This is a genomic window from Nonomuraea sp. WAC 01424 (assembly GCF_003947315.1).
GTDB lineage: Bacteria > Actinomycetota > Actinomycetes > Streptosporangiales > Streptosporangiaceae > Nonomuraea > Nonomuraea spiralis.
The window spans coordinates 269,997-283,095 of record NZ_QHHZ01000009.1; the positions used below are offsets into that span (position 1 = coordinate 269,997).

Genomic DNA, 13,099 nt, shown 5'->3' on the forward strand with positions numbered 1-13,099 from the left:
CATGCGTGTTGTGGTGATCGGGAGCGGGATCGTCGGAGCCGGCGCCGCCTACCATCTGAGCGGCCGGGGCGTGGACGTGACCGTGGTGGACCGCGGCTGCCCGGGTCAGGCGACCCAGGCGGGCGCGGGCATCGTGTGCCCGTGGGTGGACCATCCGGAGGACGACGACTGGTACCGCCTGACCCGCGAGGGCGCCCGCCACTACCCGGGGCTGGTCGAGGCCCTGGGCGAGGACTTCGGGTACGCCAAGGTCGGCGCCCTGCTGGTTGCGGAGGACCCGGTCGACCTCGAACCGGTGCGCGCCCTGCTGCGCCGCCGCCACGCGGACGCGCCCGAGATGGGCGAGGTCACCGACGTGCTGACCCCGTCGGACCTGTTCCCGCCGCTGTCCGACGAGCTCAGCGCGCTCCTCGTGCCCGGCGCCGCCCGGGTGGACGGTTGTTCCGTACGTGACGCGCTGCTGCGCGCCGCCGTCGCCCAGGGCGCCGAGGTACGCAGGGGCACCGCCGTCCTCACCCCCGACGGCCAGGTGTTCGTCCACCCCGCGGACGAGGACACACCAGCGGGAACCGGGCGACAGTGGAACCCTCCGGGCGCGGCGACGGGCGCGGCGGGCGGCGGAACCGCCTCCTGGCGCCAGGCCGCCCCCCTCACCTCGCCCCTCGCCGGAACGCCCGTGGAGGAGGCCATCGAACCGGTGGCCGGAGCGCCCTTCGGCGGCCCGCCCGACGGCTCCCCGGAGGGCCCCGGCCTGCCCTCCGCGGAACCCGCCGAAGAACCCGCCGAGGAGCCTGCCGAGGAAGAGCCCCCGTCGCGGGGCCCGGCCGCCCGCGCACCCCGCCCGGCCACCGGCACGCCGCCCGCGAGCGGTACGTGGGCCGAGGAGGGCGTCCCGCTGGAGGCCGACGTCGTGATCGTGGCGGCCGGGGCGTGGACGGGGGAGGTGTGCCGTCCACTCGGGGTGGAGTTGCCGGTGTTCCCCCGGCGCGGGCAGATCCTGCACGCCACCCTCGACGGCGTGGACACCGCGTTCTGGCCCATGGTGCTGCCCAGGAGCGGGCCGTACCTGCTCGGCTTCCCCGACTCGCGGATCGTGATCGGCGCGACCGTGGAGGACGTCGGGTTCGCGCCGCGGGTCACGATGGGCGGGCTCGAAGAGGTGATCGAGGCGGGGCTGCGGGTGGCGCCCGGGCTGTTCGGGGCGACGGTGTCGGAGACCAGGGTCGGCCTGCGCCCGGTGAACGCCCCCGGCCCCGCGCTCATCGGCCCGCTCACGCCCCGGGTGATCGTGGCGACCGGGCTCAGCGCGTACGGCCTCACGGCGGGCCCGCTCACCGGCGAGATCGCCGCCATCCTGGCCCTCGGCGAACGGCCGCCCTTCGACCTCACCCCGTACGCGCTTCCCATCCGCTGACCCCGGCCGACGCCCGCTGACCATGGAGGCGTCCGGCGCCGGTCCGACCCCGGCCTGATCGGTGCATCCCTGGGTGGATATGGTGGATTCCTCCCCGCCGTGATCTCGTGGGGAGGCCGCGTTGCCGCTGCTCGCGCTGCTGATCGTGCTGCTGCTGGCCGTCGGATGCGCCTCCACCCCCGGGGCAGGCCATGAATCCGCGGCGCCCGGCGGGCGGAGCGTGCCCGCCCCTTCCGTCACACCGCCGTCCCACCCCACCACGCCGACGCCGACGCCGACGCCGACGCCGCACCCGCTGGCCGGGGAGCACGCCCGGGTGCCGTACGCCGCCTCGGGCGCGTACGACGTCGTGCGCGGCGGCGCGCCCGCGCGGGCGGGACAGGGCGAGGTGGTGCGCTACCTGGTGGAGGTCGAGCGGGGACTGCCGTTCGACGGCGCGGTGTTCGCGGCGGCGGTCCACCGGACGCTCAACGACCCGCGCGGCTGGGCCCGCTTCCAGCGGGTCGACCACGGCCCGGTACGGGTCCGGGTGGCGCTGTCCAGCCCCGGGCTGACGGTCAGCCAGTGCCTGCCGCTGCGCACCGGGGGCACGCTGTCGTGCTGGAACGGGACCCGCTCGGTCATCAACGCGGTCAGATGGGCCGACGGCGTCCCGCAGTACGAGGGCGACCTGGCCGCCTATCGCGACTACGTCATCAGCCACGAGGTCGGGCACAGCCTGGGGCACGAGCACCGCGCCTGCCCCGGCCCCGGCCTGCCCGCCCCGGTCATGGTCCAGCAGTCCAAGTCGCTGGGCCGCTGCCGCCCGAACCCGTGGCCCCACCCCGAACGCCGCCCGGAGGAACGCCGCGACGCCCTGGTCCGCGACCCCTGACGGACGGCGCCGCTAGGACTCGGCGGCGGGGGTCGTGGCCAGGCCGCGGCCCATGCCGACCCCGCGCAGCAACGTGTCCACCAGGCGGGCGGCCAGCGCGTCGGGGTCGCCGTCGCGGCTCTGCGCGGCCTCGTGGATCAGCGCGTAGTACACCCGCCTGGCCCATTCCGGCTCGACGTCCTCGCGCAGCACCCCGGCGGCCCGCGCCCGGCGGAACAGCGCGTCGCACTTCTCCTGGACCTCGGCGTGCACGCGGGCGACCTCGCCTCCCGCCGACGCCGAGCGGCTCATCGCGAACCCCCAGTCGGTCTTCACCCGCAACACGTTCGCCGTCACCTGGTAGAGCGCGATCAGCGGCGGCGCCTGCTCGGAGTGGCCGGCGTCCACGGCGGCGGCGAACTGCCGGGTCGCCCACGCCGTCATCGCCTCCACCAGCGCCTCCCGCGAGGCGAAGCGCCGGTGCACGGTCGTGCGCGCCACCCCGGCCGCCTCGGCGATCTGCTCCATGCTGGCCGCCGGGTTGGCGCTGAGCACCCGTTCGGCCGCCTCCAGGATCGTCCTGACAGTCCGTTCCGCGTCGGACCGCAGGGCCCGCGTCGTCCCACTCACAGCTCAGAGGTTACAGGATCGTCCCCATTGACGCCGAAGTTGCGTCATCGGTGTTGCAAGTTCTAGAGTCATCGCATCACCACTGACGCAGATGTGAGAGGAAAGACCATGGACATGCGACTGAACGGGAAGACCGCCGTCGTCACCGGGGCGAGCAGGGGGCTGGGGCTGGCGATCGTGGAGGCGCTGACCGCGGAGGGGATGCGGGTCGTGGCGGGGGCCCGTACGGTCACCCCCGAGCTGAAGGGCACCGGCGCGATCCCGGTGAGCGTGGACCTGTCCGCCGCCACAGGCCCCGCCGAGCTGGTGGAGCGGGCGCTGGCCGAGCTGGGCGAGATCGACCTGCTGGTCAACAACGTGGGCGGCGGCGACGGCGGCAACGCGCAGGTCACCGGCTTCCTGGGCACCGACGACGACACCTGGCGCCAGACGTACGACCTGAACCTCCTCAGCGCCGTACGGGCCACCAGGGCCGCGATGCCGAGCCTGCTGCGGCGGGGCGGCACCGTGATCAACATCTCCTCCAACGGCGCCCGCGCGCCGCACATGGGGCCGATCGCCTACGTCACCGCCAAGGCCGCGCTGACGGCGTTCGGCAAGGCCGTGGCCGAGGAGTTCGGGCCGCGCGGGGTGCGGGTCGCCACCGTCTCCCCCGGCGCCGCGCGCACCGCCCTGTGGGAGGCCCCCGACGGGTACGGCGCCGCGCTGGCGGCCTCGCTCGGCATGGAGCACGAACAGTTGCTCGCGGGGCTGCCGTCGGCCACCGGAATGACGACCGGTAGGTTCGTCGAACCGGAAGAAGTCGCCGCGTTGGTGACGTACCTGGCCTCGCCGCGCGCCGCAAGCGTGAACGGCGCCGACTACGTCATCGACGGCGGAGCGATCAAGACGGTATGAACTATCGCGATATATCGTAGAACGGGAACACCGGGGAGTCCCGCCCGGTTGGGCGGGATGGACATCATCTCAGGGGAGTGTGGGCAATGGCAGGATTGCGGACCGCACGGCGGATCCTCGCGGGCGGCGCGCTCGCCGCCGCGGCCGGTTGGGCGTTGCGCGGGATACCCGCCGAGCTGGGCGTGCGGCCCTTGTCGTCGGGGCCGGACCGCGTGGGCAGGATGCGGCGCTCGCCGCAGTTCAGGGGCGGTACGTTCTTCAACCCCATGCCCGAGCCCACCTCCCTGATGACCACCCCGCCCGCGGGCCTGCTGGCCGAGATGGCCAGGAACAAGGAGCAGCGGCACCCCGCCGGGACCATCCCGCTGCGCCTGCCGCCGTCCGCGCCGCCGCCCGCCGACGGCGTACGCGCGGTCTGGTACGGCCACGCCTCCACCCTGGTGGAGATCGAGGGCAAGCGGGTGCTGTTCGACCCGGTGTGGAGCAACCGGGTCTCCCCCTCGCAACTCGCCGGCCCCAAGCGGCACCACCCGCTGCCGGTCGACCTCGGCGAGCTGCCGCAGGTGGACGCCATCGCCATCTCGCACGACCACTACGACCACCTGGACATGGCGACCGTGCGCTCGCTCACGCGCACCCAGAAGGCGCCGTTCCTGGTCCCGCTGGGCATCGGGGCGCACCTGGAGCGGTGGGGCGTGCCGCTGTACCGGATCATCGAGCTCGACTGGGACGAGGAGGCCGAGGTGGCGGGCCTGCGCTTCGTCGCCACGGCCGCCCGGCACTTCTCAGGACGCGCCTTCACCAGGAACGACACCCTGTGGGGCTCGTGGGTGGTCGCCGGGGCGACCAAGCGGGTGTTCTACGCCGGCGACTCCGGCTACTTCCAGGGTTACCGGGGCATCGGGGCCGCGCACGGGCCGTTCGACCTGACGCTGATGCCGATCGGCGCCTACAGCCCGGCCTGGCCGGACATCCACATGAACCCCGAGGAGGCCGTCAACGCCCACCTCGACCTGGGCGGCTCGCTGCTGCTGCCGGTCCACTGGGCGACGTTCACGCTGGCGCTGCACCCGTGGGCCGAGCCGGTGGACCGGCTGTGGCGGGAGGCCAAGGCGCGGGACGTCAAGATCGTGGTGCCCCGGCCGGGCGAGGGCGTGGACGTCTCCGCCGCCCAGGCCGTGGACGGCTGGTGGGAGACCATGGCGTAGTCGCCACGTCCCCCTGAGGGGTCGCGCGGGAGGCCGGACGGAAGCCGCCCGCGCGACGCCTACAGTCGTGGGGTGAGCAACATGGAACGTGACCCCCAGGAACTCCGCTGCGCCGCCGAGACCGGCGGGCGCGGCGAGGTGCTGACCGGACGCGAGGTGCCGCTCGGCGGCCCGCGCGCGATGCGGGTGAGCAGGACGTTGCCCGGCGTGCACCGCCGGATGATCGGCGCCTGGTGCTTCGTGGACGCCTTCGGCCCCGAGCCGGCCCTGATGCGCGTGCCGCCCCACCCCCACACCGGCCTGCAGACGGTGACCTGGCTGGTCGCCGGCGAGGTGCTCCACCGCGACAGCCTGGGCAGCCTGCGGCGGGTGCGCCCCGGGCAGCTCAACCTGATGACGGCCGGGCGCGGCATCTCCCACTCCGAGGAGTCGCCCGGCACGATGCTGCACGGCGTGCAGCTCTGGGTGGCCCTGCCCGACGCCCACCGGCGGACGGCCCCGACCTTCGAGCACCACGCCACCCTGCCCGTGCTGACCGGTCCCGGCTTCGAGGCCACCGTGATCATGGGCTCGCTCGGCGGGGTGACCTCGCCCGCCACCGCCCACAGCCCGCTCGTCGGGGCCGAGGTGGCGGTCGACGGCGCGGCCGAGGTGCCGCTCGACCCGGCGTACGAGCACGGGCTGCTGCTGCTCGACGGGGAGGTCGAGCAGGCCGGGCCGGGCGCGCTGCACTACCTGCCGCCCGGCCCCGGCACGCTACGGCTGTCGGGACGCGGACGGGTGCTGCTGATCGGCGGCGAGCCCTTCGCCGAGGAGATCGTCATGTGGTGGAACTTCGTGGGGCGCTCCCACGAGGAGATCGCCGGGTTCCGCGCGGAGTGGATGGACAGCGTGGGCTCGGGCCTGAGCACGGGGTTCGGCACGGTCGAGGGCTTCGACGGGGAGCCGCTGCCCGCGCCGGTGTTGCCCTCCATCCGGCTCAAGCCCCGGGGGCGCGTACGGTGACCGTGCCGCCCGATCGGGGCTAATAGACGGAGATGTGCGGATGGTCGTAGTGGTTGGCCGTCGTGCCGCCGCGGTTGGACATCGTCCGCCAGGTGCCCGTCCGGGCGTGCCAGATGCGCTGCCGGTAGATGATGTACATGATCCCCAGGCGCTTGGAGTTCTTGATCGCCCAGTCCGCGATCTCGTTGCCGCGCTGGACCTCCCCCGCCGACGGCATCGCGCCGCCGCGGCTGAGCATGAAGTCGCAGGCCCGCCCGAGCGGGTGCTCGCCGCCGTCCTGGATCGTCCGGTAGCAGCCGATCCCGTACGGCACCGCGAACCGTTCCTTGATCAGCGTCTTGACCAGGCGCATGCGGGGGGTGATGTTCTCGGAGCCGTCCGGGAGCTGGGGCACCCACGTGCCGTCCGGGCGTCGCACGCCGGGCGCCGTGTACAGCTTGTCGATCCTGTCCCGGATCTTGACGATCAGCTTCTCGGCCTTCTCCTTGCGCCGTTCGAGGTCGGCCACGGCGGTGCCGAGCTCCTCGGCGCGGGCGGCGGCCTCCTCCTCGGCCTTGCGGCGCTCGTTCCTGACCTTGGCGTAGCCGCGCAGCCGCGCCTCCTGGAGGGCGACGAGGTGCTGGCCGAGGGCCATCCGGGCCAGCAGACCCTGCGGGTCCTGGCTGCCGGTGAACTGGACGACCTGGTTGGGCTCGCCGCCGACGTACTGGGCCACGGCGAGCGTCCTGAGCTGGAGGGACTCCCGGTCGTAGACCTCCTGGGCGGCGGCCAGCCGTTCGCGCGCGCCCTTCTCCGTCCGGTCGGCCTGCTGCTGGGCACGGCGGCTGTTGTAGTACTCCTCGATCAGCCGGTCGGACTCCTTCTGCAGCGCGGCCAGCTCCTTCTTGAGCTGCTTCACCGAGGGTTTCGGAGCGGCACGGCCCGCGGCGGCGTTCCCCGTCATCAGGACCAGCCCGGCGAGTACGGCGATCACGGCCCGCGCTCCATGGCGCACGGCGGGGGAGGCGACCGCCACTGTCCTCCTTAACCCGAGCCGCAGGGCAGGTTCCGGTCAGGAGCTAATCAGGCCCGGGGACGCCCTCTTTCCGACGCTGATAGTAGGGGATCAAGCGTCCGCGTACGCAACTCATGACTTTTCCCGATGACGGGATTTTCGCGCTCTTCTGACTGCGAGACGGCCGCCCAGCAGCGCCGATCCGGGCACCACGAGCATGCCCAGCAGGCTGGACCCGAGTCCCAGGTCGATGTCGGCGTCCAGCAGCCCGCCGCCGTCGCGGCCGAGCAGCGAGCCGCCGAGCGACACCCCGAGCGAGACCGACAGGAGCGGTTTGTGGGTCTTGGCGGGCGGCGGCGTGGCGGGCGGCTTCGTGACCGGGGCGCTCGTGGGCGGGGCGCTCGTGGCGGGTGGCCGGGTCGCGGGCGGGTCATCGGCCGGGCGGGTGGCCGGAGGCTTCGCCGGCGGCCGGGCGGACGGCGGCGACGACCGCGTGGGCGGCGCCTCGGAGGCGGGCGGCCCGCCGGTCGGCCGCGGCGGCCGGGTGCCCGGCCGCGTCGTGGACGGCGGCGCCGTTGCGGGCTGCGTGGGAGGCTGCGTGGGAGGCTGCGTCGGGGGCCGTGTGGAAGGCTGGGCCGGCGGCGCGGACGACGCGGGCGGCGCGGTCGGGTACCCGCTGGGCCCGGCGGTGTACGGCGGCGAGACCGTCCCCGACCCGCTCGGCACCGGGGTCACCAGCTCCGGCGAGGCTGGCGCCGTCGTGAGCGAGGTGCCCTCCGGCACCACGGGCGGCAGCGCCGTGCCGCTGTCGGGCGAGGGCGACCCGCTCCAGATCACGAACGTCGACGCCACCGCCGCCGCGGTCGCCAGCACCAGACCGCCGGTCACCGCGAGCTTGGCCGGCGGCCCGAACGAGCTGCGCACCACGCTCGTGACCGTCCCGGCGCCGCTCTCCGCCACGCTCTCCACGCCGCTCCCGGCCGACGGCAGCAGCGCGGTGAACGGCAACGTCAGCACGGCGAGCCCCGACCGCCCGCGCAGCTCCCACCCCGCGCCGTACGTCCTGCGCGCGACCTCCTCCAGCTCGGCCAGGAACGCCTCGGCCGAGGCGGGCCGGTGGGCCGGGTCCTTGGCCAGGCCGTGCTCGACCAGCCCGCGCAGCCGCCCGTCCACCTGTTCCAGCGGGGGCGGCATGTGCTGGTGCTGGAAGGCCAGGGCGGCCAGGTTCGCGGCGGTGAAGGGGCGGCGGCCGGTGAGGCATTCGAAGAACACCACGGCGGCGGCGTACACGTCGGAGGCCGGGCCGGCCGGGGCGTCGTCCCACTGCTCGGGAGCCATGTAGGAGGGGGTGCCGGCCAGCGCGCCGGTCTCCCCGAAGCGGGCCGCCACGCCGAAGTCGACCAGCTTGCTGTCGCCGTCCGTGGTGATGATCACGTTCTCGGGCTTGAAGTCGCGGTGGACCACCCCGCGCCGGTGCGCCTCGGCGAGGCCGAGCAGCGCCCCCTTCAGCACGGCGAGCGCCGCCTCGACGCCGGTGCCGCCCTCGTGGGCGATCAGGCGGCGCAGCGTGACGCCGTCGACCAGCTCCATCACGATGGCGGCCGTGCCCCCGGCCTCGACGTAGTCCAGCAGGCGGGCGGTGTGGGGGCTGTCGATCTCGCCGATGACCCCGGCCTCGGCACGGAACCGGGCGACGAACTCGGCGTCCTCGCGCAGAGGCTCGGACAGGTGCTTGATCGCGACCGGTAAGGCGTCGGAGTCGCGTACGGCGAGCATGACCCGCCCGGTCCCTCCGTGACCCAGTTCCCGGATCTCCGTGTAACCGGGAACAGCCATGTCGGGCCCTCCTGACCGGATAAAGATCCTTATGTCAGGACGCTAGCCGAATGTCACACCCCGTGTCGAGCCCCTTCGCCGGAGTAACCGGACCCCTGCCTCAATCGGTATTTTTCCTACTTCCTATAGTAGGTCCGTGGCTCTCACCGATCATCTGCGCGAATGGCTCGGGGCCTGGCCGCCCACGGGAAACCTCGACGTCACAGGCTCGCCCCGACGTACGCAGCCCGGCTGGGACGGACGCGTCCACCCCGCGCTGGGAGTCGGCACACCGGAGGGGGCGGTGTTGTCGGTGCCGCCCGAGCACGTCGCCCGGGTGAGAGCCGTCGAGACGGTCCGGGAGATCCCGGCACTGATCGGATTCGGGGATCGCGGCTGGTTCGAGGCCGTCTACCGCTGGACCACCGAGCCCGCGCCGCTGGCCGACGCCGGGGAGTGGGTGCCCGCGACGGACGACGGCGTACCCGAGTGGCTGCGCGTGTTCGGCGGCGAGGTTCTGGTGGCCGTGGACCCCGAGACCGGCGAGCACCTGGCCGGGGTGGGCATCAAGCGGCACGACCGGTACGGACGGGAGCTGTCGGTGGTGACGGCCCCCGAGGCCAGGGGCCGCGGGCTGGCCAGGCGGCTGGTGGCGCAGGCGGCCCGGCGTGTGCTGGACGAGGGGGCGGTGCCGACGTACATGCACGCGGTCAGCAACACCGCCTCGGCCGCCGTCGCCAAGGCGGCCGGCTTCCCCGACCTCGGCTGGACCGCCTTCGGCGTCGCCGAACACTGACCCCCTCCACGGCCCGAGAGGCCGGGGCGGTCAGGCGGCCGGGACGGCCGGGCGTGGACGCAGGAGGGCGCGGACGTTGCGGGCGGCGGCGCGGGCGGCGCGGTTGGCGCCGACCGTGCTGGCCGAGGGCCCGTAACCGACGAGTTGCAGGCGCGGCTCCTTGAGCACCCGCGTGCCGTCCACCTTGATGCCGCCGCCCGGCTCCCGCAGGCGCAGCGGCGCGAGGTGGTCGAGCGCCGACCGGAACCCGGTGGCCCACACGATCGTGTCCGCCGCGACCCGCCGCCCGTCCGCCCACTCCACGCCGTACGCCGTCAGCCCCCGGAACATCGGCAGCCGCTCCAACGCCCCCTTCTCCATGGCCTGCCGTACGACGAGGCTGTAACCGAGCCCGGTGACGCTGACCACGCTCTGCGGCGGCAACCCGGCCCGCACCCGGGCCTCCACCATGGCCACGGCCTCCCGCCTGGCGTCCTCGCCGAAGTCGTCGTCCCGGAAGACCGGCGGACGGCGGGTCACCCAGGTGGTGGCGGCGGCGACACCCGCCAGCTCCGACAACACGTGCATCGCCGAGGCCCCGCCGCCGACCACGACCACCCGCCGCCCCGCGAACGCCTCCGGCCCGCGATAGCCCGCGTAGTGCAGCTGCTCGCCCAGGAAGTCCGGGGCCCCCGGGTAGTAGGGCCAGTACGGCCGCGTCCAGGTGCCGGTCGCGTTGACCACGGCCCTGGCCGCCCACTCCCCCGCATCGGCGGTCACGACCAGCCGACCGCCGTCGCCCTCCCGTACGGACTCGACCTTGACCGGCCGCAGGACCTCCAGCCCCACCCGCCGCTCGTAACCCCCGTAGTACTCCGGGACGACCTCCGCCGCCGGCCGGTCACCGGCCACCTCCACCCCGTCCGGCGCGCCCGGCAGGTCGAAGATGCCGTGCACCTTGTCCATGGTCAGCGACGGCGACCGGTGCCGCCACGCCCCGCCCGGCCCGCGCGCCGCGTCCAGCACCAGCGGCTCGATCCCGAACCGCCGCAGGAAGTACGCGCTGGACAGCCCCGCCTGCCCGGCCCCGATCACCACAACCTCGGTCGTCTCCACGATCAGGTGAAACCGCCGTCCCGGGCTTACTCTTCCCGTTCCTCCACGGGCGAACCGGTCAGCGCCTCGGCGAACCGGGCGCGGTGGCGCAGGACGTGCTCGCGGTCGACGCCGTACAACACGTCGTCCCCTCGGGCGATGTGCCCGGCGAAGGCGCGGTCGCCCGCCGCCGCCCGTTCGTGCATGTGCCGTACGAGATGTTCCAGGCGGTCGGCGGCGGTGGCGGGCAGCGCCGGCCGGTCGTGCGCGGCGAGGCCGTAGGCGTCGGCGAACAGCCGCAGCCTGCGGGCCTGCTCCCCCACCGGATCGGCCCCTTCGTGCCGGGGATCGCTCAACGGGACGAACCGGTAGGCGGCACAGGCCACGTCCCACAGACGCGGCCCCGGATGGGCGGTGTCGAAGTCGATGAGAGCCACCGGCCGCCCGTCGCGGAACACGCAGTTGTACGGCGCGACGTCCCCGTGGCAGATCACCTCGGCCGGGTCGCGCGGCGGGAAGTACCAGGTGGTCGCGGCCTCGAGGGGGAAGTCCTCGGTGGCGTCATGGTAGGCGCGCAGCAGCCTGGCGACGGCCCCGAGGGTCTCGTCGGTACGGACGTAGGACGGCGGCGGGTCACCGGGCACCTCGCCGGGGACGAAGTCGAGCACCTCCCGCCCCCGGTCGTCGATCCCGTGGCCGACCGGCGCACCCGTGAAACCGCGGGCGGCCAGGTGGCCGGGCAGCGCGTGCACGGCCGGTGTCCAGGGGCCGGTCGGGCGGCGTACGGTGGCGCCGGCCCGGACCACGTGATTGACCCCGCCGCCGATCAGCGGCACCTCGCCATGGCCGGACACACCAGACACCCCGGATACGTCGGACACGCCGGCCATTGTCGCACGTCAGCGAGCCCTGAACGCGACCGCCGTGGTGGAGGCGATCGTGGTCACCAGAACCACCATGATCAGGACGGTGCCGAGCGGATTCTTGCGCCGCGGCGTCGCCTGGATCTGCGCGATCCGTCTGCGTGCCGCGACGGTCGGCGTGGGCGTCGGGGTGGGTGTCGGGGTGACCCGCCGGACGGGCTCCGGCACCGCCCGCACCGGCACCGGAACAGGGGGCCGGGTCGGGGTCGGGCGCGGCACCGGCCGATGCGTCGGACGTGGTGTCGGACGCGGCGTCGGCCGGGGCGTACGGACGCGGCACTCCCCCATCTGCACGGTGCCGCCCGGCCCACCCACGCACAGCGAGTCGGCGCCGATCGACACGTGCGGCACGGGAACGCGGATCCGCGGCGGACGCATGCCCGGCCGCATCGACACCGACACCCGCGGATTCGGCCCATCCCAGATCTGCACGCCGGGCACCGACACCACCGGCCCCGGCTGGCCGTCCCCTCCCGGCACGCCGGGAACCGTGATCTTCGGCTTGGCGATCGGCCGTACGTGCGCGGGTGTGGGAGCGGGAAGCATCCGGTCGGCCACCGCCGGGCCGGCCGCGCCCGCGGCGAGCAGAGCGGCGGCCAGCATCAGCGGCGCGCGCCTGACGCCCACGGTCACATTCCCCCGGCGACGCGGGAGAACTCCTGCAACGCGCCCTGGAACGCCTGCGGCCCGACCGCCAGCGGCCCGGCGAAGGCGTGGGCGATGTCCATGGTCAGATAGGTGCCGAAACCGAGCATCGCGGCCATCGCCAGCAGCGGCAGGATCGCCAGGCCACGCGGACGCGCGCCGGCCAGGTAGGGGAAGACGACGACCAGCAGGCCGGTCAGCACGGTCAGGAACAGCAGCCCGTCGGGCGGGGTCGCGGCGGCGTCCATCGCACGCTGGGAGCGGGCGGTGGCGATCGCGGCGACGTGTTCGAGCACGGCGTCGCGGGCGTCCTTGTCGTCGTCGGTCTTGGCGTCGACGGCGCTCACCCGGCTGCGCATGGCGTCGAGCCGCGCGGCGCCCACGGGGTCCATCCGGCCGTCGGACATCAGCGGCCACTCGTCTCTGACCACGAAGGTGACGTAGTCGCGCAGCGCGGTGCGGACCGTCTGCGGGGCCGTGCCAGGAAGGTCGGCCGCGGCCCAGTAGGCGTCGATCGCCGCCTGGCTCTCGGCCTGGGCGTTCTGCCGGGCGGCGTCGGTGGTGGTCCAGGGCACGATGATCGCGATCGCGAACACCAGCAGGAACAGCGCCGACAACATCGACCCGGCATGACCGGCCGAGACCCCGTCGGGCTCGGCGTCCTCGCTGCCCTTCTTCGTGAGCCGGAACACCAGCGCGGTGAGCGCCACCACGCCCACGGCCGCCACGATCGAGAGCGTGTACGCCAGCATGAAGATCTCCCGAAACTTCTCGAATACTCAGTGTTACATGACTATCACACTACGCAATGCTGGCGTCAGCTACCGGGAAGTAAAGTCCCGAAC

Annotated in this window: 13 protein-coding genes; 6 read left to right on the top strand and 7 right to left on the bottom strand. The window is 74.1% G+C overall.

Annotated features, from left to right (window positions below):
- The first annotated feature begins 1 nt into the window (after position 1).
- Together DMB42_RS56045 and DMB42_RS25635 are read left to right on the top strand one after the other, a co-directional pair.
- Positions 2–1,414 carry an FAD-binding oxidoreductase gene (locus DMB42_RS56045; RefSeq protein ID WP_185844861.1) on the top strand — a complete coding sequence of 471 codons (1,413 nt, stop codon included), beginning with the start codon at positions 2–4 and terminating at the stop codon, positions 1,412–1,414.
- 121 nt (positions 1,415–1,535) lie between these two features.
- Positions 1,536–2,288: a DUF3152 domain-containing protein gene (locus DMB42_RS25635; protein WP_260477931.1), complete on the top strand. Its 753-nt coding sequence runs from the start codon at positions 1,536–1,538 to the stop codon at positions 2,286–2,288.
- A gap of 12 nt (positions 2,289–2,300) precedes the next feature.
- On the opposite strand, the gene DMB42_RS25640 is transcribed toward DMB42_RS25635, so the two are convergent.
- Positions 2,301–2,897: a TetR/AcrR family transcriptional regulator gene (locus DMB42_RS25640; RefSeq protein WP_221762327.1), complete on the bottom strand. Its 597-nt coding sequence runs from the start codon at positions 2,895–2,897 to the stop codon at positions 2,301–2,303.
- Between the two features lie 108 nt (positions 2,898–3,005).
- On the opposite strand from DMB42_RS25640, the gene DMB42_RS25645 reads away from it, so the two are divergent.
- The 3 genes from DMB42_RS25645 (at position 3,006) to DMB42_RS25655 (ending at position 6,007) form a co-directional block, all read left to right on the top strand.
- Positions 3,006–3,794: an SDR family NAD(P)-dependent oxidoreductase gene (locus DMB42_RS25645; RefSeq protein ID WP_125637554.1), complete on the top strand. Its 789-nt coding sequence runs from the start codon at positions 3,006–3,008 to the stop codon at positions 3,792–3,794.
- 86 nt (positions 3,795–3,880) lie between these two features.
- Positions 3,881–5,002, top strand: a complete 1,122-nt coding sequence (locus tag DMB42_RS25650; RefSeq protein ID WP_125637555.1) for an MBL fold metallo-hydrolase — start codon at positions 3,881–3,883, stop codon at positions 5,000–5,002.
- 72 nt (positions 5,003–5,074) lie between these two features.
- Positions 5,075–6,007: a pirin family protein gene (locus DMB42_RS25655; RefSeq protein ID WP_125637556.1), complete on the top strand. Its 933-nt coding sequence runs from the start codon at positions 5,075–5,077 to the stop codon at positions 6,005–6,007.
- Positions 6,008–6,026: 19 nt separating this feature from the next.
- On the opposite strand, the gene DMB42_RS25660 is transcribed toward DMB42_RS25655, so the two are convergent.
- Both DMB42_RS25660 and DMB42_RS25665 read right to left on the bottom strand, forming a co-directional pair.
- The gene (locus tag DMB42_RS25660; RefSeq protein ID WP_260477932.1) at positions 6,027–7,022 is read right to left on the bottom strand and encodes a hypothetical protein; all 996 of its coding nucleotides are present in this window, start codon (positions 7,020–7,022) and stop codon (positions 6,027–6,029) included.
- A gap of 111 nt (positions 7,023–7,133) precedes the next feature.
- On the bottom strand, positions 7,134–8,837 hold the full coding sequence (locus DMB42_RS25665) for a serine/threonine-protein kinase (RefSeq protein ID WP_125637557.1): 1,704 nt from the start codon (positions 8,835–8,837) through the stop codon (positions 7,134–7,136).
- Between the two features lie 136 nt (positions 8,838–8,973).
- Here DMB42_RS25665 and DMB42_RS25670 point away from each other — a divergent pair, with 136 nt between their 5' ends.
- On the top strand, positions 8,974–9,612 hold the full coding sequence (locus tag DMB42_RS25670) for a GNAT family N-acetyltransferase (protein ID WP_125637558.1): 639 nt from the start codon (positions 8,974–8,976) through the stop codon (positions 9,610–9,612).
- 30 nt (positions 9,613–9,642) lie between these two features.
- On the opposite strand, the gene DMB42_RS25675 is transcribed toward DMB42_RS25670, so the two are convergent.
- From DMB42_RS25675 to DMB42_RS25690, 4 genes are read right to left on the bottom strand one after another with little or no spacing between them, the layout of a single operon-like run.
- On the bottom strand, positions 9,643–10,707 hold the full coding sequence (locus DMB42_RS25675) for an NAD(P)-binding domain-containing protein (RefSeq protein WP_125637559.1): 1,065 nt from the start codon (positions 10,705–10,707) through the stop codon (positions 9,643–9,645).
- Between the two features lie 26 nt (positions 10,708–10,733).
- Positions 10,734–11,567 (bottom strand): phosphotransferase enzyme family protein, encoded by an 834-nt coding sequence (locus DMB42_RS25680; RefSeq protein ID WP_260477933.1) that lies wholly within the window; start codon positions 11,565–11,567, stop codon positions 10,734–10,736.
- Positions 11,568–11,585: 18 nt separating this feature from the next.
- Complete coding sequence (locus DMB42_RS25685; protein ID WP_125637561.1) at positions 11,586–12,236, bottom strand: hypothetical protein; 651 nt, start codon at positions 12,234–12,236, stop codon at positions 11,586–11,588.
- A 2-nt stretch (positions 12,237–12,238) separates the two neighbouring features.
- Positions 12,239–13,006, bottom strand: coding sequence for a DUF4239 domain-containing protein (locus DMB42_RS25690; protein ID WP_125637562.1), 768 nt, complete (start codon positions 13,004–13,006; stop codon positions 12,239–12,241).
- Positions 13,007–13,099 lie beyond the last annotated feature (93 nt).